At 64.9% G+C, this 24773-nt stretch carries 24 protein-coding genes; 10 read left to right on the top strand and 14 right to left on the bottom strand.

Annotated elements, in window-relative coordinates; genetic code table 11:
- Positions 1–60: 60 nt before the first annotated feature.
- The 5 genes from K6G35_RS02445 to K6G35_RS02425 all read right to left on the bottom strand — a co-directional run bounded on the left by K6G35_RS02445 (position 61) and on the right by K6G35_RS02425 (position 7412).
- The gene (locus K6G35_RS02445) at positions 61–384 is read right to left on the bottom strand and encodes an AzlD domain-containing protein (RefSeq protein WP_008652154.1); all 324 of its coding nucleotides are present in this window, start codon (positions 382–384) and stop codon (positions 61–63) included.
- Entirely contained in the window at positions 381–1181 is an 801-nt protein-coding gene (locus tag K6G35_RS02440; protein ID WP_495676038.1) for an AzlC family ABC transporter permease, read from the bottom strand. The genes K6G35_RS02445 and K6G35_RS02440 overlap by 4 nt, the downstream gene beginning before the upstream one ends.
- A gap of 187 nt (positions 1182–1368) precedes the next feature.
- Positions 1369–2694: an MFS transporter gene (locus K6G35_RS02435; protein ID WP_017515450.1), complete on the bottom strand. Its 1326-nt coding sequence runs from the start codon at positions 2692–2694 to the stop codon at positions 1369–1371.
- A gap of 36 nt (positions 2695–2730) precedes the next feature.
- Positions 2731–4248, bottom strand: a complete 1518-nt coding sequence (locus K6G35_RS02430) for an amidase (RefSeq protein WP_495676037.1) — start codon at positions 4246–4248, stop codon at positions 2731–2733.
- 224 nt (positions 4249–4472) lie between these two features.
- The gene (locus tag K6G35_RS02425; protein WP_495676036.1) at positions 4473–7412 is read right to left on the bottom strand and encodes a DEAD/DEAH box helicase; all 2940 of its coding nucleotides are present in this window, start codon (positions 7410–7412) and stop codon (positions 4473–4475) included.
- Between the two features lie 136 nt (positions 7413–7548).
- On the opposite strand from K6G35_RS02425, the gene K6G35_RS02420 reads away from it, so the two are divergent.
- From K6G35_RS02420 to K6G35_RS02395, 6 genes are all read left to right on the top strand, one after another.
- On the top strand, positions 7549–8469 hold the full coding sequence (locus tag K6G35_RS02420) for a branched-chain amino acid transaminase (protein ID WP_008652626.1): 921 nt from the start codon (positions 7549–7551) through the stop codon (positions 8467–8469).
- Positions 8470–8528: 59 nt separating this feature from the next.
- The gene (locus K6G35_RS02415; RefSeq protein ID WP_008652632.1) at positions 8529–8723 is read left to right on the top strand and encodes a zinc-finger domain-containing protein; all 195 of its coding nucleotides are present in this window, start codon (positions 8529–8531) and stop codon (positions 8721–8723) included.
- Between the two features lie 115 nt (positions 8724–8838).
- Positions 8839–9861, top strand: a complete 1023-nt coding sequence (waaF, locus tag K6G35_RS02410; RefSeq protein WP_008652635.1) for a lipopolysaccharide heptosyltransferase II — start codon at positions 8839–8841, stop codon at positions 9859–9861.
- Between the two features lie 10 nt (positions 9862–9871).
- The gene (locus tag K6G35_RS02405; protein ID WP_008652636.1) at positions 9872–10312 is read left to right on the top strand and encodes a YybH family protein; all 441 of its coding nucleotides are present in this window, start codon (positions 9872–9874) and stop codon (positions 10310–10312) included.
- Between the two features lie 17 nt (positions 10313–10329).
- On the top strand, positions 10330–11367 hold the full coding sequence (locus tag K6G35_RS02400; protein ID WP_035881403.1) for a YheT family hydrolase: 1038 nt from the start codon (positions 10330–10332) through the stop codon (positions 11365–11367).
- Between the two features lie 63 nt (positions 11368–11430).
- Positions 11431–12003, top strand: coding sequence for a DUF2946 family protein (locus K6G35_RS02395; RefSeq protein ID WP_008652638.1), 573 nt, complete (start codon positions 11431–11433; stop codon positions 12001–12003).
- 237 nt (positions 12004–12240) lie between these two features.
- Here the strand turns inward: K6G35_RS02395 and K6G35_RS02390 are convergent, their stop codons facing one another.
- Positions 12241–13932 (bottom strand): beta-barrel assembly-enhancing protease, encoded by a 1692-nt coding sequence (locus tag K6G35_RS02390; protein WP_035881401.1) that lies wholly within the window; start codon positions 13930–13932, stop codon positions 12241–12243.
- A 163-nt stretch (positions 13933–14095) separates the two neighbouring features.
- Between K6G35_RS02390 and moaC the strand changes: the two genes are divergently transcribed.
- From moaC to K6G35_RS02370, 4 genes are all read left to right on the top strand, one after another.
- Positions 14096–14578, top strand: a complete 483-nt coding sequence (moaC, locus tag K6G35_RS02385) for a cyclic pyranopterin monophosphate synthase MoaC (RefSeq protein WP_008645047.1) — start codon at positions 14096–14098, stop codon at positions 14576–14578.
- A gap of 178 nt (positions 14579–14756) precedes the next feature.
- Complete coding sequence (locus K6G35_RS02380; protein ID WP_317915001.1) at positions 14757–15002, top strand: hypothetical protein; 246 nt, start codon at positions 14757–14759, stop codon at positions 15000–15002.
- 359 nt (positions 15003–15361) lie between these two features.
- Entirely contained in the window at positions 15362–15826 is a 465-nt protein-coding gene (locus K6G35_RS02375) for a hypothetical protein (protein WP_080709653.1), read from the top strand.
- Complete coding sequence (locus tag K6G35_RS02370) at positions 15823–16362, top strand: glycine zipper family protein (RefSeq protein WP_035881400.1); 540 nt, start codon at positions 15823–15825, stop codon at positions 16360–16362. Before K6G35_RS02375 ends, K6G35_RS02370 begins: the two co-directional genes overlap by 4 nt.
- Positions 16363–16384: 22 nt before the next feature.
- Here K6G35_RS02370 and K6G35_RS02365 read toward each other — a convergent pair whose 3' ends face one another.
- The 8 genes from K6G35_RS02365 to recX form a co-directional block, all read right to left on the bottom strand.
- On the bottom strand, positions 16385–18172 hold the full coding sequence (locus K6G35_RS02365) for a PglL family O-oligosaccharyltransferase (RefSeq protein WP_040011071.1): 1788 nt from the start codon (positions 18170–18172) through the stop codon (positions 16385–16387).
- A gap of 210 nt (positions 18173–18382) precedes the next feature.
- On the bottom strand, positions 18383–18967 hold the full coding sequence (locus K6G35_RS02360) for a pilin (RefSeq protein ID WP_272938070.1): 585 nt from the start codon (positions 18965–18967) through the stop codon (positions 18383–18385).
- Positions 18968–19141: 174 nt separating this feature from the next.
- Positions 19142–19696 (bottom strand): pilin, encoded by a 555-nt coding sequence (locus tag K6G35_RS02355; protein WP_080709651.1) that lies wholly within the window; start codon positions 19694–19696, stop codon positions 19142–19144.
- A 367-nt stretch (positions 19697–20063) separates the two neighbouring features.
- Complete coding sequence (locus tag K6G35_RS02350; protein WP_008646504.1) at positions 20064–20759, bottom strand: TerC family protein; 696 nt, start codon at positions 20757–20759, stop codon at positions 20064–20066.
- A 313-nt stretch (positions 20760–21072) separates the two neighbouring features.
- A complete protein-coding gene (sucD, locus tag K6G35_RS02345) occupies positions 21073–21954 on the bottom strand; it encodes a succinate--CoA ligase subunit alpha (RefSeq protein ID WP_008646503.1) in 882 nt (293 codons plus the stop codon).
- A gap of 58 nt (positions 21955–22012) precedes the next feature.
- Positions 22013–23179: an ADP-forming succinate--CoA ligase subunit beta gene (gene sucC / locus K6G35_RS02340; RefSeq protein WP_008646502.1), complete on the bottom strand. Its 1167-nt coding sequence runs from the start codon at positions 23177–23179 to the stop codon at positions 22013–22015.
- Positions 23180–23268: 89 nt separating this feature from the next.
- On the bottom strand, positions 23269–23940 hold the full coding sequence (locus tag K6G35_RS02335; RefSeq protein ID WP_008646501.1) for a DUF2889 domain-containing protein: 672 nt from the start codon (positions 23938–23940) through the stop codon (positions 23269–23271).
- Positions 23941–24279: 339 nt separating this feature from the next.
- Complete coding sequence (gene recX, locus K6G35_RS02330) at positions 24280–24750, bottom strand: recombination regulator RecX (protein WP_008646500.1); 471 nt, start codon at positions 24748–24750, stop codon at positions 24280–24282.
- Positions 24751–24773: the final 23 nt, after the last annotated feature.

Below are 24773 nucleotides of genomic sequence, written 5' to 3'. Positions count from 1 at the left end.
AGGCCAGTAGCAGGCCGGTGGCAGCCCAGTAGCCGTTCGGGGCCGGCGCTGCCGGCCTGGTCAGCCGAGCAGGCGCAGCGCGGTGTAGACCCCCATGCCGACGACGATCATGCCAACCATGCGCTTCGTGAGCAGATAGCAGGCGGTGGCCGCAATGCCGGCCATCAGCTTGTCGTTGGTCGGCGAGAACGAGAAATGCCCTTCGAAGCTCAGGAACTCGGGCAGGATGATCGCTGCCAGCGCGGCGGCTGGCGCGTAGCGCAGCGCGCGCTGGATACGATCAGGAACGGTCACGTGCTCGCCCGCCATCAGGAACAGCGCGCGCGTCACTATCGTGACCAGCGTCATGCCGATGATCGAGATCCAGATTTCGAGGTGGCTCATGTCTGGTCTCCGGCCTGGGGTTGCGCGGACTTGCGCGCGCGAATGCCACGCAGCGTGGCGCGAGCGGCCATCTCATCGCTGGCCATGCCCGCCGCGATTGCCCCGATAACCGCCACCACCAGCCCCAGCCGGTACGGCAGGTCGAAACACAGCAGCGCCAGGACCGAGGACACCGCCACGGCCAGCATCGTCGAACGCGAATTGATCGTGGAAACCATCACCGGGATCAGCGCCATCATGCCGGCCAGCGCCAGCCCCCAGCTATCGGGGAACAGGCTCGCCAGCAGGATGCCGATGATCGACGATACCTGCCACGTGACGCAGTTGAAGAGCGCCATGCCCCAGAAATACCCTTCCTTGCCCGGCGCGTAGCCCGGCTCGGTGTAGCGCTGCATGAAGTAGACGAAATGCAGGTCGCCATTGAAGAAGCCGAGCACGGTCCGGCGCCATAGCGGCAGGTAGCTGAAATGCGGCTGTAGCGCCGCGCTGAAGATCACGAAACGCAGGTTGACCACGGCGCTGGTCAGCAGCACGGTCCAGATCGGCATGCCGGCGGCGAACAGCGGCAGTACGGCCAGTTGCGCGGACCCCGCATAGACCAGCAGCGACATGCCGATCGCCTCCGGCACGGTCAGCGCCGACTTGCTCATCGCCACCCCTGTGACCAGCCCCCAGGAAAAAATCGCGGGCTGGAAACGGGCGAAGAAGCGCGCGCCTTCGAGAAAGGCATCGCGCTCCACCTCGGTAAAGCGGTGCCAAAGGCGCTGCCACACCGGGGACAATGGTCGGGGTGTCATGACTTGGATGTGAAGAGGAGACGCAACGGCAGCCCGTCTGTCGTGGCTTGGCCGTCTTGAAGGACCATCGGCCACGCAGTGCGTGGCCGACAGCGAAAGAGCCATTATAGGCGTGTGACAGCCGCTGGTAAGTGGCGGCTTAAAAGTGTTGTTTCGGGGTCAATCCGCGGGCGTCGGCATCCCGGTTTCAGGCGGGACGTCCGGCGGTCGGCGCCACCGTCACGGGCTCGGCCGCGGCCTGCTGTTTCGCCTCGCCGTCATCGCCGCCACCAGCCTGGCCCAGATCGATACCGGACGTTTCCGGCAACATCGCGGCGGACACCATCACCAGCGCATAGCCAACGCCCGCCACCATCGCGATCGCCAGCGCCAGCGTCGTGCGGCCGCTGTTGAGCCAACCTACCGCCAGCGGGAAGAACGAGCCGATCACGCGGCCGAGGTTGTACGACACACCATAGCCCGTGGCACGGATGCTGCTCGGATACGACTCGGAGATCGTCGCGCCGATGCCCGAGAACACGCCCTGCATCAGCACGCCGAGCGGGAAGCCGAGGAACAGCATCGACGTGTTCGACACCGGGATGACCATGTAGATCATCGCCATCACGAACGCGCCCGCCGCGAATGCCATGTAGGTCAGGCGTCGGCCCCAGCGGTCCGTTGCGTACGCGCCGGCCACGTAGCCCACCAGCGAGCCAAGGATCGTCACCGCCAGGTAGGAACTCGTGCCGAACACCGACAGGCCGCGCTCGGTCTTCAGGAACGTCGGCAGCCATGTTGCGATGGCGTAGTACGCGCCCAGCATCCCGCCAGAAAGCAGGCTGCACAGCACGGTCTTGCGCAGCAGCGGGCCCCGGAACACGCGCGCGAGATCGGCGGCCGCCGATACGTTGCCGCGTTCCGCGCGGCTCTTGAGAAAGACCTCAGGTTCCTGCAGGTTACGACGCAGGTACACCACCACCAGCGCCGGCAGGATGCCCAGGAAGAAACAGACGCGCCACGCCACTTCCGGCTCGAACAGGTTGAACGTGATCGCGTAGGCAATGGCCGCGCCACCCCAGCCGAACGAATAGCTGCTGGCCGTGAAGCCCGAGTACTTGCCGCGGTGCGCGGGATTCCGGATCAGCTCGGTCACCAGCACCATGCACAGCGACGACTCGCCGCCGAAACCCAGCCCCTGCAGCATACGGAACATCATGAGCTGTTCGGGCGAGGTGGAGATACCACACAGGAAGCACGACACCGCGAACACCAGAATCGTCCAGCGAAGCACACGCACGCGGCCGAAGCGGTCCGCCAGCAGTCCCGCGCCGATCGCGCCGATCAGTGATGACACCAGCGTCCACGTGACGATGGCGCCCGCCATCGACTTGCTCATGCCCCACTGGGCCAGCAGCGTGGAAATCAGGAACGAATAGATCATGAAGTCGAACACGTCGACCGCATGACCCAGGAAGGCGCCGTAGAACCCCTTGCGCTCGGCGCGCGACAACTCTCTGAACCAGTCCAGCATGGTCTTTCTCCCCTTTTACCGTTGTGAACTTGCGTGTCAGGCGCGCGGCTGGCGGAACACGTGGCCGGCTGCCTCAAGCTGCTGCGCGAACCGCAGCGATGTCAGGTCGCCAAACCGGCGCGCCACGATCTGCACGCCAACCGGCAACCCATCGCTGGCCGGACCGATCGGCGCCACCGTGGACGGCAATCCACATAGCCCCGAATGGCCGGCCCAGAACAACTGCGACGTCAGCGGCCACGCCGTGCCGTTCACGTCGATCCTCCGCTGCCACGGTTCGCCGGCCTCGTCGAGCGGGAACGCCGTAGTCGAGGCCGCCGGGCACAGCAGCACGTCGTAGTCGGCGAAGAATCGCTCCCACGCGTCCGCGAACCGGGCGCGCGCGTGTTGCAGCAATAGCCAGTCGCGATGACTCAGCGTGGCGCCAGAGAACTGCAGCGTGGCGTAGTCATCGTCGTTGCCGGCATCGCCTGCCTTGGCGAGCGCGTCGGCAAATGCCGCGTCGTCCATGTAGAGCGAAGTGGTGGCACGCAGTAGCAGCACATAGGTACGCCAAAGCGCCGCCGCATCGAAGTCCGGTCGTACGTTCCAGTCCACGCGCGCGCCCTGCCCGGCCAGCCAGCGACCAAGGCCCTCGATCGCGCCGCTCACCGTGGCATCGACCTCTGCCAACGGATGCGTGGGCAGCACGGCCACGCGGAAATCGGCCAGCCGGGCGTGATCGCACGCCGGCAGATCAAGTTTCCAGGCGGGAAATTCGGCCGCGTCGGGACCGGAGATGGCTCGCAGGATCAGTTCGAGGTCATACGCGCTTCGGGCCACGGGGCCGGCCACGTTGATGTCCTGCCCGGCAAACCCTGCCGCTGCGTTGCCGTGGCCGCGCAGCGGCACGATGCCGTGGCTGCTCTTGTGCGAGAACACCCCGCAGTAGTGCGCCGGATTCCGCAGCGACGAACCGATATCCGAGCCAATATCGAAATAGCTCATGCCCGCGCAGACCGCCGCCGCGCTGCCGCCGGAAGACCCGCCCGGCGTGCGCGACAGGTCGTGCGGATTGCGCGTGGTGCCATAGATCGCGTTGTAGCTCTGCCAGTCGCGCAGCCCGAGCGGCACATTGGTCTTGCCGAGCAACACGGCGCCCTGGGCACGCAACCGTTCGACCACCACCGCATCGCTGCCGGCCTGATGCGCGCGCCGCGCGGGGCTGCCGCAGGTAGTCGGCCAGCCAGCCACGTCGAAGGACTCCTTGATCGAGAACGGAATGCCGTCGAGCGGCCCGAGCGCCTGTCCGGCCCGACGGCGCGCATCACTCTGCCTGGCGGCGTGACGGGCGGCCTCGAAATCCGCCAGCACCATTGCATTGATTTCGCCATTGCGGGCGGCCCAGGCCGCGTGACAGGCATCGACCAGCGCCTGCGCGGAGGTCTCGCCGCGCGCGAGTTGCGCGGCCGCCTGGTGAACCGGATGAAAGCTCGCCTCGGGCTGAACGGCGTCAGCCGGAGACAGGTCTGGCAGGGTCACGGTAGCTCCGTTGTCATCTTGGACCGAGCCCATCAGGCTTGGGGCGGTGGGTCGGTCTGTGGGGGCGATTGGAGAAGCAATCGGTATACTATATTCACGACACCACAGACCACAAGGCAGTATTTGTGCCAGGGTGGATGCACCGCAACAAGGCAGAAAAAGGGAAATGAGGGGAAATCAGGTGGCGGATTGATGGTGCGATGCACCATGCATGGGAGCCGTTTTGTATACCGTTTGGTGCCTGAGCGGCGTATCGCTCATCGCCGCAGCAGCCCCACCAGTTCATCGACGTCGGGCAACGGCACATCGCGTCCGATCGCCTCGCCATCCATCGCGTCGAGCACGCCGTCCGCCAGCGCCCGCTTGCCCTGGTGGAGATCGACGATGCGCTCCTCGATCGTGCCGGCCGCGATCAGCCGGTAGACCGTGACCGGCCGCTGCTGGCCGATGCGGTGCGCGCGGCCCATCGCCTGATCCTCGGCAGCCGGGTTCCACCAGGGATCGGCAATCACGATGTAGTCGGCAGCAGTCAGGTTCAGGCCAAACCCGCCTGCCTTCAGGCTGATCAGGAAAACATCGCCCTCGCCCGCCTGGAATGCCGCCACGCGTCGCGTGCGCTCGCCGGCCGGTGTCGCGCCGTCGAGGTACTGCCACGCCAGACCCGCGTCAACGAGCGCCTGCCGCAGCATCTGCAGGAAATCGACGAACTGGCTGAAGACCAGCGTCTTGTGCCCGTTGGCGGCCAGCGTGGCCGCCAGTTCGGCGAATGCCCGCACCTTGGCGCCGGGCTGCCCGACATCGGGCGTGACCAGTCGCGGATCGCACGCGGCACGGCGCATCCGCATCAACTGGGCAAGCACATGGATGCGCGCCTCGGGCTCGGTCATGGCCGCGGGCGCCTTCTTGTCCTTGCGCGGACGCAGCAGCGCCCGTTCCGCCTCGGAAAGCGCCTGCCGGCGCAACGCCTCGTAGTGGGCGGCCTCCGTGGGCTCGGGCGTGACGCGAATCACCAGCTCCGTGCGCGGCGGCAATTCATCGAGGACCTGCGCCTTGGTCCGGCGCAACACGAACGGGGCAATCATGCGCCGGAGCCGCTGACGCGGATCGCGTGCGCCGCTGCGCTCGATCGGATTCGCGAAATGCTCGTTGAAGCGTGCCAGCGAGCCAAGCAATCCCGGCACACAGAAGCGCATCACGGCCCAGAGCTCGGCAAGACGGTTCTCCACCGGCGTGCCGGAAAGCGCGATGCGGCATTGGGCCGGCAGCGCGAACATCGCCTGTGCGCGGCGCGAGGACGGATTCTTGAACGACTGCGCCTCGTCAGCCACGACCGTATGCCAGTGACGGTCGCAGAAAGCCCTGCGGGCCTGTTGCAGCAGGTTGTACGAGACGATCACCAGATCGTGCGCGGCGGCCTGCCCGACGATCGCCTCGCGGTCGCCCTCGGCATAGACGTGAACCCGCAACGCCGGGGCGAAGCGACGCGCCTCTGCGGCCCAGTTGCCGCAGACCGAGGTTGGCGCGACAACCAGGGCGGGGCCACCCGCCGCCCGCGCCAGCAGCACGGCCAGCGACTGCAACGTCTTGCCCAGTCCCATGTCATCGGCCAGGCATGCGCCAAAGCCGGCTTCTGCCAGCGACATCATCCAGCGGAAGCCTTCGATCTGATACGGCCGCAACTCCGCCGCCAGCGTCGGCGGCACCGGCGCATCGTGACCGCGCGCGGCACGCAGTTGCTTCACGCGGGTGCGGAAGTGCGCGTCGGGGTCGATACCGGCGCCAGCCAGCACGTCGTCGAGCCAGGGCGCGGCCACCAGCGGCACACGGATGCCGTCGCGGACGCCATCACCCACGCCGGCCAGATCGCGCAGCCGGTCGCGCAACTGGCGGGTCAGCGCCACGTAGACGCCGTGCGCCATCGGCATGAAGCGGCCCGCATGACCATGCGCCCACGCGACCAGCTTTTCGAGCGAGATCACCAGCCCCTCGGCCACGCGCAGTTCGCCCACGAGCTTGAACCATTCGCTGCCGCTCTCCACGCTGACGGCAAGCTGCGCGATATCAGCCGGCAAGACGCGCAACTCGCGGCCACGCGGCCATTCGAGATCGATCACGCCGGCCAGTCCGGGCAACACCTCGATGGCGGTCAGCGCATCCTCGGGATCGTCCAGCGTCCAGGTGTGCTCGCCGCCTGCGGGGGCCTGCTGCACGAGGAACGGCAACGCCTCGAACACCTCGGCCACGTGTGCGTGCTCGACATCGAGATCGCGGTACGTCACGTGCGTCTCGCCGCCGATCGTCGCCATCAGTTGCGCGCGACCATGGCCCGGCGCGAGCCTGGGCCCGAGCACGCCGAGCGGCGTCACCACCAGCCGCAGGCTGATGCCGCGCCCGACCGGCGCCACCTCGGCACGCAGCCGCGACTCCGGATCGCGCTCGCGTGCCTCGCCCGAGCTGTCGGCGTGAATCTGGAAGTGGCCCGCCAGCGCGCGCAACGTGCTGTCGAGCCGCGCCTGGGCATCGGCCGGCACGGAGAGTCCGCCTGCGATGAGCTTGGCCGCGCCCTGCTGCGCCGGCGTGAAGCGGACCACGCGCAGCCGGCGCGGACCATCCTGCAGCACAGTGATCTGGCGCAGCGATTCGGCCTCCTGACGCGCGGCGGCGGGCAGGAAGTCCTCCATGGCCAGCGCCTCGCGCAGCGGCGGCACGATCCGCAGCACGTAGCGGTCGCCCTCGCGCACCGCCTCGAGCGAAGGCGCGGACTCGACCACTTCCATCGGCACCGTCGGCGCGTGGGACAGCACCACGGCCGGATGCCCCACCAGCGCCACCACGGCGGCGGCGCGGTCCAGCACGTGACGCCGGTTGCGCGATGCGTCGCGGCGAATGGCACGGGCAACGCGGACATCCCACGGTGGCAGGGTATCGTCCTCGGCCACACGGGCCAGCGGCACCGGCCTGGGCTTGCTCCAGCCACGCGCCCCGTGGGTCTGCTCCAGCGGCTCGATCGTCCCGACCACACCGTCGGCGTCGAGGGTCAGCGCCCAGAGCAGGCGGCGTCCGTCGCCGGTGCCGGCGGCCTCATCCACGCCCCCCGCCAACGCTTCAAGTGCACCAAGCGTGGCCTGCCAGCCGCTATCCGCGACGGAATCGGCATCATGATCGGCACGCTCGACGGGAAGTTCGGGTTGGGACACGCGGTTGCGGAACGATAGAAGGTCGGAAGGTGCGATTGTAGAACGCTCTATCCGCCGCCCTTCGTTGGCACGCAAGGACGCGCGGCTTACAATGGTGCCTTTGCGACATTTACCTGGGCTGCAGAGGGAGACGACCATGTCGATGGCAGATCGCGACGGCAAGATCTGGATGGATGGCAAGCTGATTGAGTGGCGTGACGCAAAGATTCACGTACTCACGCACACGCTGCATTACGGCATGGGCGTATTCGAAGGCGTGCGCGCCTACAAGACGCCGGAAGGCACCGCGATTTTCCGCCTCAAGGAGCACACGCGCCGCCTGTTCAACTCCGCCAAGATCTTCCAGATGGCCATGCCGTTCGACGAGGCCACGCTCGAAGCCGCCCAGCGCGAAGTCGTGCGCGCCAACAATCTGGAGTCGTGCTACATCCGTCCGCTGGTGTGGATCGGCTCCGAGAAGCTCGGCGTGTCGGCCAAGGGCAACACGATCCATGTGGCCATCGCCGCCTGGCCCTGGGGCGCGTATCTGGGCGAGGAAGGCATGGAGCGCGGCATCCGCGTGAAGACCTCGTCGTTCACGCGCCATCACGTGAATGTGTCGCTGGTGCGCGCCAAGGCATCGGGCTACTACATCAACTCGATCCTGGCCAACCAGGAAGCCACCGGCCTGGGCTACGACGAAGCCCTGCTGCTGGATACCGAAGGCTATGTGAGCGAAGGCTCCGGCGAGAACGTGTTCATCGTGCGCAACGGCGTGATCTACACGCCGGACCTAGCCTCGTGCCTGGACGGCATCACGCGCGACGCCACGCTGACGATCGCCCGTGACCTCGGCATCGAGGTGCGCGAGAAGCGCATCACGCGTGACGAGATGTACTGCGCTGACGAAGCGTTCTTCACCGGCACCGCCGCCGAAGTGACGCCGATCCGCGAGCTGGACGACCGCGTCATCGGCGAAGGCCGCCGCGGCCCCGTTACCAAGCGCATCCAGGACGCGTTCTTCGCGGCCGTGGGTGGCACCGACGAAAAGTACAAGAAGTGGCTGACGCTGGTCTGATCGACCGCGCCAACCCTGCATTTCCAATCGACATCCCTGCAAGACAGAAAAGCAACACCATGACTCAAACCGCATCCGTCGTAGAAATCGGCGCAGAAGACATGCCGCTGCATTGCCCCACGGCCAACACCCCGGCATGGAACTACCATCCCCGCGTCTTCCTGGACGTGGCAGACACTGGCGAGGTCAGGTGCCCGTACTGCGGCACCGTGTACAAGCTCAAGCCGGGCACCGTGCTGAAGGGTCATCACTGACCCGCCCGGCCCTCGCCAATTCCTGTCGTTTCGACCTGACGCCCCGGGCCGCCCAGCGCCCCGGGGCGTTGACATGCCCGGGCACCGCATCACAGGGCCACGCAATACCCACAATATGAGAAAAGCCCTCGTCATTGCCCCGAACTGGATCGGCGACGCGCTGATGGCGCAACCGCTGTTCGCGTTGCTCAAGGCCCGTCACCCGCAACTGGTGATCGACGCGCTCGCCCCCAAATGGGTCGCGCCCGTGCTGGCGCGCATGCCGGAGATCGGCAAGGTCTTCCCGACCGATCTGGCACACGGCAAGCTGCAATTGAGCGCGCGCCTGTTGTTCGCGCAACAGCTCAAGCACGAAGGCTACGACATGGCCTACGTGCTGCCGAATTCGCTGAAGTCAGCGCTGATTCCGTTTCTGGCCGGCATTCCGCTGCGCATCGGCTATCGCGGTGAAGCACGCTTCGGCATGCTCAACGTGCGCCACGCCAATCCGCCGCGTGACAAGCGGCCGCCGATGGTGGAGCACTACGCGCGTCTGGCGCTCAAACCCGGCGCCCGCCTGCCCGAGTCGATTCCCGACCCGAAGCTCAAGAGCGATCCCAGGCGCATGGCCGCCACGGCCGAGCGCTTCGGCATCGCGCCGGGCACGCGTCTGATCTCGTTCTGCCCGGGCGCGGAGTTCGGCCCGGCCAAGCGCTGGCCGGCCGCGCACTTCGCCGCGCTGGCGCAGATGCTGCGCCGCTCGTTCCCGTACGCGCAGATCATCGCGCTCGGCTCGGCCAAGGATGCCGAGATCGCCGACGAGATCGTCAAAGGCGCGCCGTTCGTCAGGAATCTGTGCGGTCAGACATCGCTCGACGATGCCGTGGACCTGTTGGCGCTCTCGGAGGCCGCGGTCTGCAACGACTCGGGCCTGATGCACGTCACCGCCGCCCTGAACCGGCCGCAGGTAGCCGTTTTCGGCTCCAGCGATCCGCGCCACACCCCCCCGCTGTCACAGGCAGCGAGTATCATGTGGCTTCAACTCGAGTGCAGTCCCTGCTTCAAGCGCGAGTGCCCGCTCGGCCACCTGCGCTGCCTGAAGGAGATCGAGCCCGAAATGGTATTTGTCGAGCTGCGCAAGCTCCTGCACCGCCCCTGACTCATCCAACATGCCTCGTTTCGCCCGCCTGTTCGATTCCGCCGAAGACATCGTCGATGCCTTCCGTGAAGCCATGAAATTGCGCGACGCCGATGGCGCGTTGCGACTGTGGCTGGATGAAGACTCTGTCACGTGCGTGATGCCCGATGGCCAGCGCCTGATCGGCCACGACCAACTGCGCCAGGCATTCGCGCATTTGCTCGAGGAGCAGCCCGTGCTGATCGATGCGATCGAGACCAGCAGCCATGCGTCGCTGGCCGTGTCGATCTTCGACGTGACGGAAGCGCTGCGATTCGGCACCGACCGCGTGGAGGCCGACCTCTACGTGCACACCACCTACGTGCTGATGCAGAACCACGAGGGCTGGCGCCTTGCCCACATCCACTGCAGCCCGGCGAATGCCGTGCAGATAGCGGCCGTGGCGGCGGCTCCGGGGCAGGCACTGCACTGATCCCCGCGCAAGACGCCATGCTGTTCGGCGAAGCCTTTCAAACGCCATGGTGGCTGCGCGGTGGCCACGCGCAGACGATCCTGCCGGCACGCTTCACGCGTCATCGGCGCATCGTGTTCCGGCGCGAACGCTGGGATACCCCCGACGGCGACTTCATCGACCTGGACTGGACCACCCACCCGACCACCCCGGGCGCGCCGCTGGTGGTGATGTTCCACGGTCTCGAGGGCGATTCGCGCAGCCACTATGCGCAAACGCTGATGGCCGCGCTGCGCGAACGTGGCTGGCAAGGCGTGATCCCGCATTTCCGGGGCTGCTCGGGTGAACTGAACATCGCGCCGCGCTTCTACCATTCGGGCGACTCGGCCGAGATCCGCTGGGTGCTGGAACGCGTGCGGAATCAGGTCCACACGGTGCAACCGGGACGACAGCTGCTCGCCGTGGGCATCTCGCTGGGCGGCAATGCGCTGCTGCGCTATCTGGGCGAGGAAGGCCGCGGAGCGAACTTCCTTTCCGCCGCCGCGGCCGTCTCGGCGCCGCTGGATCTGGCCGCTGGCGGCGCGGCGCTGTCCAGTGGCTTCAATATGCTCTACACGCGCATGTTCCTGCAGACGCTCAAGCGCAAGTCGCTGGCGAAGCTGGAACAGTTTCCGGGTCTGTACGATCGGGAAACGATGCTCGGCAGCCGCGATCTCTATGCGTTCGACAACGTCGTGACCGCGCCTCTGCACGGCTTTCGCGACACCGACGATTACTGGGCGCGCGCATCGAGCAAGCCGATCCTCGGCGAGATCCGCATCCCGACGCTGGTCCTCAACGCCCGCAACGATCCGTTCCTGCCCAGCCAGCATCTGCCGGGCCCACGCGAGGTCAGCGACGACGTGCTGCTGGAACAGCCCGAGCACGGCGGCCATGTCGGCTTCATGACGCCACGCGAGGGTCTGCTGGGCCAGTTGCCGCTGCTACCCTTCGCGGGCCATATCGAATGGCTGCCCACACGCATCCTTGATTATTTCGACAGCGTGCGCGCGGCCCGAGGAACACCAGCCACCTGAGGCGGCGCATCTCCGGCCCAACGCCGGAACCGCCACACTGGCAGAGACAAGAAGGAGACAGACATGGATGAGATGGTCAAGCAGGCCATGGCGCGCTGGCCCAATGTGCCGTACTGCTACGGCTGGCTAGCACTGGACCGGCGCGGACAATGGCGGATGCGCAACGAGTTCGCGCAGCAGCATGGACTCTCGGGCGATCCGATCCGGCACGAGGCGCTGATCGGTTTCATCGAGCGCAACTACACGCACGACGAACGCGGCGCGTGGTACTTCCAGAATGGTCCGCAGCGCGTGTTCGTCTCACTGATGTACACGCCGTGGGTGGCGAGGCTGCACAACGGCCGCCTGACCACGACGTCGGACCGTCCATTCACGCCAACCGCCTGCTTTACCGACGAGCAAGGCAACGTGGTATTCGCGGGCACAGTGCAGGGTGTCGACAATGCCGTGCAGGTCGCGCTGCTGCACGACCATGATCTCGAGGCATTCAGCGAGGCGTGCGACTGGCATGGCGAAGCGTGCGGCGCCACGTTGGGGGTGTTCCATCACGACGGGGTCGACATCGACATCGAACCGGTGACGGAAGCGGAGTTGCCCAAGCGCTATGGCTATGTGCGAACGCCGGTAGCCGAGTAAGAGCCGCTATCAAAATGATTCTGGCGTCGTTGCGCGGCCTTGCCGTACCACTTGTACTGTCTGCGGCCGCGCCCTTGCAGGGCGCGCATGTGCTCGCAGGCACATGCCGTTCCGCAGGCGGCTCGCATACGAGCCGAAACCCCTGCTTCACCCTAGCCAGAACCGCTTCGCTTCATTTTGATAGCGGCTCCTAGGCTTTTCTCCTCTCCCCACGCCTGGGCCAATCACCCAGGCCGATCAGTTCGGCATCCCCTTGTTGTCCTGCTTCTCTTCCTTGAACTGAAGCTGGAGCTGATGCAGACGCGCATCGACTTCGGACAGCGTGTAGAAGTCGCCATCACCAGCCTTGCGCGCGATCTGGAGTTGTTCGATAGCGGCCTGGTACGAGCCATCCATCGCATACTTCTCGGCCATCGCCTGATGCTGCTGCAGGCGCTTGCCTTGCGCCGCGTAGGCGCGCGCGAGCAGTTCCCACCATTCGGATCGGCTGGTTTCCTCGCGCGTGCGGGACCGCAGGAACGTTACGGCGTCGTCTAGCTTGTTCGCTGCGACAAGCGTGTCCGCATAGGCCAGCGCCGCCGCATGAGACAGCGGAAACGCGCGCATCGTGGCCAACGCCTGCGTCAGCGCATCCTGCGTCCTCCCCTCGGCACGCGCCAGCTCCACCGCCATCACATCCAGCATCGGACTGCCCGACGTCGCACCCGGGATATTGCCGTAGAGGCGACGCGCCTCCGCAAGCGCCTTCTCGGCATCGGCAAAACGGCCCAGCCGCTGATTGGCGAAGGCGATGCCGTAGTAGACCGCCGGCAGTCGCACCGCCGACGTGTTGCTGTTCACCTGGGCCTGGAAGACGGCCAGCACGTTGCGCACATCGTTCGGTGTGGGCTCCTGGATCACGCGTGCCCGCGCGCGCGCGAACTCGTACTCGGGCGTGTTCGGTACCTTGTGCGGCGGCACGTGACTTACGCGGTCCTGCATGTCGGCGATACGCTCGGACGTCAGCGGGTGGGTACGCACATAGGCCGGGACGGAATTGTCCGAGATGCCCATCACGCGTTGCAGGCGCTGGAAGAAATCGGGCATCCCCTGGGGATCGAATCCCGCCGCCGTCATGATCTGGAAGCCGACGCGGTCGGCCTCGCGCTCGGCGCCGCGAGAAAACGAAAGCTGGTTCGCGACGGCCGCGCCCTGCCCGCCCATCGCCAGCGCCGCCGCGGCATCGCCGCTCTTGGTGGCGGCCAGGCCGGCCAGCACCATCGAGGCCAGCGCGATCCACATCGACTGGTTCTGATTGGTGATGCCGCGCGCGATGTGCCGTTGCATCACGTGGCCGATTTCGTGTCCCAGCACCGACGCCAGTTCGGATTCGGTCTCCGACTGCACCAGCAGCCCGGTATGCACGCCGATGTAGCCACCCGGCATGGCAAAGGCATTGATCGAGCGATCCCGCACGCCAAACAGCTCGAAACCGGTGGCAAAGGTGCCCGAACCGTTCGAGCCCGAGATGTTTTGCCGACGGGCCGCCTGGACGAGCCTGTAACCAAGCGCATTCAGGTAGTCGTTCATTAGCGGGTCGGAGACATAGTCGGGATCCCGGCGGATGTCGCGCATGATCCGGTCGCCGAGGCGCTTCTCCATGTCCGGCGACAGCGAGGCCGTCGACGGATCACCAAGATCGGGCAACTGATTGCCTGAACTCTCCACCACCGTGTTGGCGCTGCGCAGCCCGAATTCGGATTTCTGGCCGGCCCGCACGCTCCGGTTAAGGTTGTCGTAGACCTGATCGCTGGCGTCGCTTGGAGGGGGGGGCGCGGCCGGGGCGCTGCTCGTCGTGCCCGGCGGCTTTGCGGACGTCCCCTGCACGCCCTGAGGCCACGCCGGAGCAGCCATTGTCAGCACCAGCGCGGCGGCAAGCGCACGCGTCATATGTGATGCGCGCGAGGCTGGCGCTGCGGCTGCGAGTGGGTGAGCACTCAGCCGGGCTGGCAGGCGGAAAGGCCGGAGGGTCTTGGGCATGTTGCTATGATAGCGGCCTGCGATTGACGTTCCCATCGGGCAAGCCCCAGCACACATTTCCTCCTGTTTCGCCATGAGCCAGCTCACACATTTCGACAACGCCGGACAAGCCCATATGGTCGACGTCGGCAACAAGGCCAACACCCATCGCGTCGCCGTGGCAACCGGCACGATCACGATGCTGCCCGCGACCTTCGCGCTGGTGCGCGACGGCAACGCCAAGAAAGGCGACGTGCTCGGCATCGCCCGCGTGGCGGCGATCATGGCCACCAAGCGAACCGCCGACCTGATCCCGCTCTGCCATCCAATTGGCCTGACCAAGGTGGCGGTCGACTTCGCACTCGACGAACCGAGTTCGACAATCGCCTGCATCGTCCGCACCGAGACCCACGGCCAGACCGGCGTGGAGATGGAAGCGCTGACCGGCGTGCAGGTCGCCCTGCTGACCATCTACGACATGTGCAAGGCGGTGGACCGGGGGATGGTGATGGGGAATGTGAAGCTGCTGGAAAAGCATGGCGGCAAGTCGGGCGACTGGGTGGCGGGCACCGCATAACGACACCGCTGCATAGCCGGGCTTTGCCTTCCCGATCACCGACGCCGCTTATGCCGCACTGAAATATCGCATATGACATTAATGTCGTAACTGCATTCGACCACCGCTACCGTCGCGCCTATATTGGAACGAACGTTTTTACGCCGGGGACAACAGCCACCTGAGGGGAGGTGGAAAAGTGAAGACATTCTTTATGCTAGCGGCCGCTTGTGCCGCGCTAAGCGCCGGCATGGCCCACGCCGGTAATGGTCCGAGAGATATGTACCTGGATGGCGCGAGGACGCCAGATCCGTACACCGATGGCGCCAAGGCCACCCGCTTCGACGTCTATACCGATGGGGCAAGTGTGCTTGGCAAACGTGACGTGTTCAGCGATGGCGCGAGCACCATTGACAAGCGAGACACATTCACCGACGGCGCCTGAAAGGCGTCTTCACGGGTGGCGAGATGGGCGCCGGAATACCAGGCCAGGGCAACGTCCCTGGCTTTTTCTTGTGCTCATCAGCCGGCACCCGTGACAGCGTGGGATGAACCCAGCCAGTCAATGTCACCCATGACGTACCGTGGACGTATCGTGATTCACGACACCGGACCGCCGCGTATCTGTCACCGCATATCCCGCCCGTAATAAAGGTAACGCCACATTTCGGAATGATCCAGGCTACCCCTGCCTGAGGCAAATTGCTATTCAATGTAATTGGATTGACGCGCGCCGCCGGCCTCGGTACGCGGGATCAGGACAAGACGCGTTAACAGCAAGATAGGCCAGGCAGGGGGTACATCATGAACGGGCGCAAGCTTTGCCAGATAGCGCTGGTGGCAGCGGCGGCATTGGCAATCGTCAGCACGTCCTCGCAGGCTCACGGCGGTGGACACGGTGGCGGAGGCGGACACGCGCATGTTGGTGTCGGCGTCGTCGTCGGACCGGGTTGGGGCTGGGGCTGGGGTCCCGGATGGGGCTGGGGCCCCGGCTGGTATGCGCCCTATGGTCCTTACTACTATCCCGGCTACTACCCGCCTTACTATCCGCCCGCCGCAGCGGTCGCCCCTTCCGAGCCTCCGCAATACGTCGAACAGGGCAACGTGAGCAACCACGGCGCGCCCGGCGACGCCAATGCGTGGTGGTACCACTGCAGCCGGCCGGAGGGCTATTACCCCTACGTCAAGGATTGCCCTGGAGGATGGCAACGCGTGCCGCCACAGCAGCCGTCGTCTTCAAATCCCTCTAACCCCGGAGTGTCTTCATGAATTTGCGTACCCTGAGCTTGCTGACCCTGGCCGCGACAGCCTCGCTGGGCCTGGGAGCCTGCGCGGTGATGCCATCCGGGCCTACGGTGATGGCGTTGCCAGGCTCCAACAAGACGTTCGACCAGTTCCGCGGTGACGACTACAACTGCCGCCAATTCGCCTTCCAACAGATCGGCGGAACCACCGCCCAGCAAAACGCCAACGCAGCAGCTGTGGGTAGCACGGTGGTCGGGACTGCGCTCGGCGCCGCGGCCGGCGCGGCATTCGGTGGCGGCAGCGGCGCAGCCGTGGGTGCGGGCGCCGGCATGTTGACGGGCGCGGCCGTTGGCACTGGTGCCGCCTATAACTCCGCCTACGGCACGCAGCGCCAGTACGACGCCGCATACGTCCAGTGCATGTACGCAACCGGCAATCGCGTACCGGTGTACGGGCAGATGGTGTCCGCACCGCCGCCCGGGCCCGCGCACGAGTCGATGCCTCCGGCCAACTACCAGCCTTACTATCCGCCGCCTCCGCCGCCTGGCTACGTTCGCTGAATACTGCCGGCGCGAACGTGCCTCAACCGCGCCGGGCGCGCAGACGCGCCCAGGCGCAGAACTCGCGCGGCCTGCGGTCGGCGCCTAACGCGTCGCAGTCGCGTGAGAGCATCTCGAAAACCGTCGCCTCGTCGCCCTGAAAGTAGTACTGCAAGCGCTCTACCCACTGGCGTGCTTTCGCTTGATCGCCAGTCAACGCGAGCAACCAGGCCGTGCGCCCGATGAGGTTCGGCGTTGGCAGCAGATGCAATGCGGCCATGTGCGCCGGCAGCAGGCTGGCAGCATTGTCCGGCGTGATCCTGGCGTGCTCGACGCTGTCCGAAGCCGCGTGCTGGCGGAACCAGAGCTTGGGCATCGGCAGGCTATCCCGCTTCTCTTCATGCGCGTACTCGCGTGCCTCGACACGCTTGTAGTCCTGCCAGAGCGTCACAAGCAGAAAGGCGGACACGACAATGAACACCACGCACGCCATCGCCGGAACGGCACGCGGCAAGCGCTTGCCAAAGCCGGATGGTTCGAGCCACGCCAGCAGGAAACAGAACGGCAGGAAGAAGTACAGGTAGTGCAGCGGATACTCGAGCATCGAGTGCGCCCCATACATCGCAAGCCAGAACAGCATCGGCACGGCCATGGCGCGCTCGCCCGACGACGCTGTCCAGATCCGATCGCGCACCACGCGCCAGAGCCACCCTACCAGCACCAGCGCCACGCCGACGGTGCCGACCAGACCTGTCTTTGCCAGCAGATCGAGTACTGCGTTATGCGCATGGAGCGACATCTCGGCCGTTTTGCCAACCTCGGCCATCTGCTGGAACTGGGCCCAGCCAAACTCGCCATAGCCAACCCCGAGCAGTGGATGCGTGCGGAACATCGCCCAGGCATGTGCCCACAAGGCGCCGCGGCCGGAAACCTGATCGCCGGACTGGAGTTGCGCGACGGTGTCAAACAGCCGCCAGTCGAACAACTGACCAGCGTGCTTGATGGCTGGCTGGAGCACCACGATGCCGACGACCATCAGCACTGCGGCGACAATCAGCCCCGGCGCGCGATGCATCGGATCCGTGCCACGAGGCGTGCCCCGTGCCAGATGCGCGGCGATCAGCGCGTACAGCGCGGCCAATCCGATATGCAGCACGCCCGTGCGCGACCCGCTCAACACGATGCCGCTTTCCAGCAGCAGCACCGCGACGAGCCAGCCCGGAAACCGCAGCCACCCACGCGTGGCGAGCCACACCGAAGCCACCAGCGCCAGGCCCTGAATCGTGGCCTGATGATTCGGCTGGTTCAGATTGCCCCAGAGGCGGCGGTTGTTGTCGTAGAAGTATTCAGATACGAGATTGAATGCCTGATCTTCCAGATGGAAGACCTGCACCCATTGCGCCAGCGTGCCGAGGAGCCCCGCAATCATGAAGGCGATCGCGAGCGAATCGACAATACTCGCGCGCTCGTCGGTCGACATCGACTGGCTGGCACGCCATGCGGCCAACATCAGCGCCGCGCCCAGCGCCAGCACGATTTGCGTGAGCTGACGGCTGCCGGTGACATCGACCATACCCATGGCGGCTTGCGCGACGGTCGTGACGATCAACCAGATCGGCAACAGCACGATCCACGGGAACGCTCCGGACGCTCGCGAGCCCGACTGGTTTGACCTCAGCGCCAGGGCGATGACCAGGAATACGCCAAGCAATCCGGCCGTCCACTCGCCATAGAACGTGGCAAGCGGCAGCGTGTGCTTCGAAACCAGCAGGGGCAAGGTAAATGCGACGACGATCGCCGTCGCGGGAAGCGTAGCTCGAGGTGCCGGCATTCGCGCGCAATCAGGGGCAAAGGCGACATGATAGCGCGGCACAGTGGGGGTGCCGAAAGATCGGTGACGTAGATCGGCGATGACTTGGAGGTATGAGCTCCCGCGCAGCGGTGGGACCAGGCGCCTGCACCAAGGTGTTCTTCGGCCCAGCGGATGGGCCACGCGCTCGCGTACTACAGGCCAACACTACGTTCGTCCCAGGCGGTCGCCCTAGACCGCCTCGGGACTATTCGTACAGGATCGAGGAATGTATCGAGCCTCGGCATTGGACGTACAGGTCCACGCGATGGAGCCGGTATTGGCGCCAAGCATCGTCAGTGTCAGCGTTTTTCCGTTGAGCCCCTGCGAGACGTCCTTAGTCCGGAAGGTTGCCGTAATCGTGCAACCACCCCCGCTCGCCGCAGATCCGCCTACAGTTACAGACTGAACATATGAGCCGGATATGTTCCCAGACACGGGAATACCGTCGTATTCCCCATAAGAATTGCTCGGGCAGGTACCACGCTGCGAAAACGATTCGACGACCGCCGTCTTCTGCGCCGAAGCTAGCGTGAGGCCCTCGGCAAACTGCGCCCTGGCCACGTAGTCCTGATACTGCGGAACCGCGATCACCGCAAGAATGCCGACGATCGCGACGACGATCATCAGTTCGATCAGTGTGAAGCCTGCCTGGCGCAGTGAACGCGCTTGCGAACGTTGGCATGAGACCCGGTATTGCATATGACCCCCTAGGAAGTTGTTGTTGGCATCTGGCCAGGACGGCTTGAGTGCCGCCCGGCCCGAGGCATCTTCCAAGGAGTCGGTTGCGTAGAAATTGACGTTGCACAAGTGGCGGAGGAACGTCGCAATCGCAGGTATGTGCGACGAAAATGCACAATCGCGCGATGCCCCAGCCCTTGCCGATACGCGGATCAGATGCCTCCGATCCATGCCATCGGCAGCCCAGCGCGCGAAGCAATGCTAGTTACCTCAGCCCGTCGTCGTGGTCGTCGTAGTCGTCTTGCCAGACTGGCTCGCTTTCGCGCAGGCCTGCGGCACGTATCGCTTGTCCGCCGAAGACTCGCACTGCCAGGTCACCGACCCGCCGTCTGCATTACCCATGGTCAACGTCACCTGCTTGCCGAGCAGGCCCCTGGTAATGCCTTCGTCCTTGAACTTGGCGATGATCGTGCAGCCGCCAGCATCGGAGGCCGTGCCACCCGTTGTGACGCTCTGCACATAGCTCCCCTTGATCGCCGAGGCCACGGGCACGCCGCCGACCGCCGCGCTCGCATTGTTTGGGCAGGTACCAGCCGCCGCGAACGAATCGATCACGCCGGCTTTCTGCCCGGAGGCCAGGCTCATGCCTTCGGCAAACTGGGACCGCGCGATGTAGTCCTGGTACTGCGGGATGGCGATGCCGGCAAGAATGCCGATGATCGCGACAACGATCATCAGCTCAATCAGCGTGAAGCCTCGACGATTCTTTCGCTCCAATGCGCGACGTTGTCCGCGCAGGAAAACGACTTTGGTTTGACGCGTCATGTTGACCCCTTTCATTAGTGTTGTGCGATTGGAAAAGTGCGGGTGCGCCCGCAATCCGCGATGCGCACGGGGCCATGATCGCGAGCGAAACCGCGAGGTCCCAATGACCTCGGACAAATCTGACAGCGCTGTGGGAATTGTTTGGAAAACCACAGGAGTGTGTGGTGTGGATGCTGCAAGACGGGTGTTGCGTCGAAACCACTGGGTACGCCTGCGTCGCCCCTTGTCCAACCGGCCCGACCGCTCCAACCGCTCTTTCACAGGCAAAAGCGCGAGACAGGCCTGCTGGAGGCAATTCGCTCCCTGCAAAACAAAACGGGCGACCCCGTGAGGGTCGCCCGTTTCAGGCTCGCGATATGACTTGCGATCAGGCCGTCTGTGCGGAACGGCGACGCAGCAACTTGCCGAGCATGACAACCAGCACCGCGCCCACGACGCCGAACACCAGATGCGCATGCGGCACGTGTACCTGGAACCACTCGGCATCCACCGGGTCGCTAACGAGCATTTCGCCAGCCAGATAGCCCAGCAGCGCGGCGCCCAGCACGATGATGATCGGGAAGCGCTCCATCACCTTGAGCAGGATCGTGCTGCCGAAGACGATCAGCGGAATCGACAGGCCCAGACCCAGCACCAGCAGCATCAGCTGGCTGCCTTCGGGACCCTTCTGCGCGGCTGCGGCCACGGCCACCACGTTGTCCAGCGACATCACCAGGTCGGCGATCAGGATGGTGCGGATGGCAGCCCAGATATTGTCCTTGGCGTCATGGCCATCTTCATCGTCGTCGCCGGTCAGCAGTTGCACGCCGATATAGACCAGCAGCAAGGCACCCACGATCTTCAGATACGGCAGGCTCAGCAGCTTGACTGCGGCCACGGTCAGAACCACCCGCATGATGATGGCGGCGGCACTACCCCAGAAAATGGCCTTCTTTTGCTGGGCAGGGGGCAGATTGCGGGATGCGAGCGCGATCACGACTGCGTTGTCGCCCGACAGGACGATGTTGGTCAGGATGATCGATCCCAGCGCAATCCAGAATGCGCTGCTGGACAACAATTCCACGGCAAGACTCCTTCCTCGATTTCTAAGTTATTCCAGGTCCGCAGGGGCTCCCACTGCGGACTTTTGGATGTCTGAGTTACCAGACATGGAGATTTATCGTACGAACCTTTCGATTCGGTTTCAATCCGCGCTGCAACAGCCTCGGGATATACCCTAGGATTTTGCGTCGCCAGAATGACATTGCCCCCGCTTCTGAGGCGGGGGCAACGAATGCGGCGAAGCGCTCCGGCAGGAGCCGGCATACGCCGCAGGTACGGCAATCGCGTTGCACGTGCTATTAAGAGCACACACAAGCGACATCGGTGGGAATGCCTTACAGCATTGCCTTCAGCAGGCGGCCCATTTCCGACGGGTTCTTGGTGACCTTGATACCGCAGGCTTCCATGATTTCCAGCTTGGCCTGGGCGGTGTCGGCACCGCCCGAGATCAGCGCGCCGGCGTGGCCCATGCGCTTGCCCGGAGGCGCGGTCACGCCAGCGATGAAGCCAACCACCGGCTTCTTCATGTTTTCCTTGATCCAGTAAGCCGCGTTGGCTTCGTCCGGACCACCGATCTCACCGATCATGACCACGGCGTCCGTTTCCGGATCGTCGTTGAACATCTTCATCACGTCGATGTGCTTCAGACCGTTGATCGGGTCGCCACCGATACCGACGGCCGACGACTGGCCCAGGCCCAGCGCGGTCAGTTGGCCCACGGCTTCATACGTCAGCGTGCCCGAGCGCGACACCACGCCGATGCGGCCCTTGCGGTGGATGTGACCCGGCATGATGCCGATCTTGATCTCGTCCGGCGTGATCAGGCCCGGGCAGTTCGGTCCGAGCAGCAGCGTCTTCTTGTTCTGGCGACGCATCTTGTCCTTGACTTCCATCATGTCGCGGACGGGGATGCCTTCGGTGATGCAGACCACCAGGTCCAGATCGGCGTCAACGGCTTCCCAGATGGCGGCTGCGGCGCCTGCGGGCGGCACATAGATCACCGACACGGTCGCGCCGGTTTGTTCCTTGGCATCCTTGACGCTTGCGTAGATGGGAATGCCTTCGAAATCTTCACCGGCCTTCTTCGGGTTCACGCCTGCCACGAAGCAGTTCTTGCCATTGGCATAGTCACGGCAGCCGCGGGTGTGGAACTGGCCCGTCTTGCCGGTGATGCCCTGGGTGATGACCTTGGTGTCCTTGTTGATCAGAATGCTCATTTGCTAGTCCTTTTAGTCGCCCCGCCCGGCTGCGGCCAGGCGGCAACGAAAGTTGTCCTTACTTGCCAGCGACGGCGGCCACGACCTTCTGGGCGGCTTCTTCCATCGTGTCGGCCGAGATGATCGGCAGACCGGAATCAGCCAGCATCTTGCGGCCCAGCTCTTCGTTCGTGCCCTTCATGCGGACGACCAGCGGCACGCCAAGCTGCACGGCCTTCGAAGCGGTGATCACGCCTTCGGCGATCACGTCGCAACGCATGATGCCGCCGAAGATGTTGACCAGGATGGCCTGCACGTTCGGGTTCTTCAGCATCAGCTTGAAGGCTTCGGTCACCTTCTCGGTGGTGGCGCCGCCACCCACGTCGAGGAAGTTGGCCGGCTCGCCACCGAACAGCTTGATGGTGTCCATCGTGGCCATGGCCAGGCCAGCGCCGTTCACCAGGCAGCCGATGTTGCCGTCCAGCGAGATGTAGGCCAGATCGAACTTCGAGGCCTCGATTTCGTTGGCGTCTTCTTCGTCCAGGTCACGGTACGCGACGATTTCCGGGTGACGGAACAGCGCGTTCGAGTCGAAGTTGAACTTGGCGTCCAGGGCAACGACCTTGCCGTCGCCGGTCAGGATCAGCGGGTTGATTTCGGCCAGCGAGGCGTCGGTGTCCCAGAATGCCTTGTACAGGCCTTGCAGGGCCTGGCGAGCCTGGGGAACGCTGGCGTCGGGCACGCCGATCTTGCGGGCGATGTCGTCAGCGTCCGAATCCTTCAGGCCTTCCGACGGCTCGATGATCAGCGTGTGGATCTTTTCCGGGGTGTGGGCAGCGACTTCCTCGATGTCCATACCGCCTTCGCTCGATGCCATCAGGGCCACCTTCTGCGACACGCGGTCCACCACCAGCGAAACGTACAGTTCCTTCTTGATGTCGGCGCCTTCTTCGATCAGCAGGCGATTGACCTTCTTGCCTTCCGGGCCGGTCTGGTGCGTCACCAGCGTCATGCCGAGAATGTTGGTGGCGTAGGTCTTGACCTCGTCGATGCTCTTGGCCACCTTCACGCCGCCGCCCTTGCCGCGGCCGCCTGCGTGGATCTGCGCCTTGACGACCCACACCGGGCCGCCGAGCTGTTCAGCCGCCTTCAGGGCTTCTTCAACCGAGAAAGCAGGGATGCCGCGCGGAACCGGCACATTGTATTTGCGCAGGATTTCCTTGCCTTGATACTCATGGATATTCATGCGTGTTTCCTTTCGGGTAGGCGTAAAGGGATGGGAAAAATGATAGGAGACGAAGGGCTCTCGCCTTTTCCTGGGGCCGACCGTGACAGTCAGCCTGACGTACCGTTGGGCCGGTGGGCCAGGGTGTCTTCGCCACCTGATGCGGGGGCATCGGCGCGTGACGCGGTCTGGGGGGACGACGCCGCAGCGCCGGCTTTCGGTTTCGGCTGGTGACCATACCAGCGCGGGTAAAACTGACGAACCACCTCGCCCTCGAAATGGAGCGCGTGGCATCCATGGAGCTGCATGGGGGGTTCGGGATCGATGTCTTGCGCGCCATCGCGGATATTGAACACATCGCCCGCGAAGGCTTGAATGGCCGCAGTCGGCAGCACGCCGGCCAGTTCGGTCAGATGGGTGCAACCGGCAACGCTGCCCAGGCGCTCACGAACTGCCTTGCGGAACCCCTTCGACAGGTTCAGACCGATCAGCTTGCGGTAGGCAGGGCCGATGAGGTCGCAATGCGTCGGATAAGGCACCCAATCAGAGCATGCCTCCGCATCGACGACGTTCATGCGCAGATCAATCGTGACGCGCAGCCACAGATCGTGCAGCGGCTGGCCTTCAGGGCGAATCCGGCCGCCCGCCAGTTCGATGTCGCGGGGCTTGGTGTCAGTCAGGCGCGCTTCGATGTCCCATAGGCCATCGTCCCGCAAATAGGCCTCGGCCGTGATGGCACGACGGTGACGCAGGACTCGATTGGCTGGCGGGGAAAGCGGCATGACACCAGGGGCTGACGCGGCAGGCTGAAAGTGGCGGATCGGGGGCAATTCATCACGGCAAATGGCTTGGTCCATGGGTAAGACCACCATGGACGGCCATTTGGGCCGCTGAACTCGTGGAGTTTAACATGCCGCGCTGGTTTGACCGGATACATCCTGCGCAACGAACTGTCCGCACGCAATTGTTGCAGCGACGATCCCGGCAAACCCAGCCTGCGCAACGGCTGGCCGGCGTCCACGTGACGCCTCGCTGCGATGCATCAGTGGTACGACGACTACGCCGACTTCACACGAATACCCCTCATGCGTACACAGGTATGCGGCTGCCCGCATAGCCCGTCATTTCCCCAAGTCGTCCAGGCCTTCGTCCTCGGCCCCGCGGATGATCTTGCCCACAACCGATCGGGAAAATCCGCGCGCCATCATGAACCGGACTTGCTTGGCGTGGGCCTCCGGCGAGTCCGGCGGAGCACCGAAACGCTTGCGCCAAACCTCGCGTGCGCGATCCAGCTCGGAATCGCGCAGGCGGTCCTGCAGATCACGTAGCTGCTCATTGCCGAGTTGGTGCGTCTTGGCTTCCTGCAATACACGCGCCGCGCCGTAGCGACTGGCCCGGCGGTGAACGAGGCTATCGACGAACCGCTCATTGGACAGCCAGTTGTCGCGTTCGAGCACATCGAGCAGAGCCTCCACCTCCTCTGCCGATTCGGCATGAGGCGCCAGCTTGCGCGCGAGTTCGGCCCGGCTGTGCTCCCGACGGGAAAGGTAGCCGACGGCACGGGCTTTCAGGGAGAGGGGGGGACGGGGCATTCGGCTGATATTCGGCTGATATT

Source organism: Cupriavidus sp. HY129 (genome assembly GCF_059492215.1).
The sequence above is the reverse complement of the archived record's forward strand: the minus strand, read 5'-3'. Positions and strand labels throughout refer to the sequence as shown.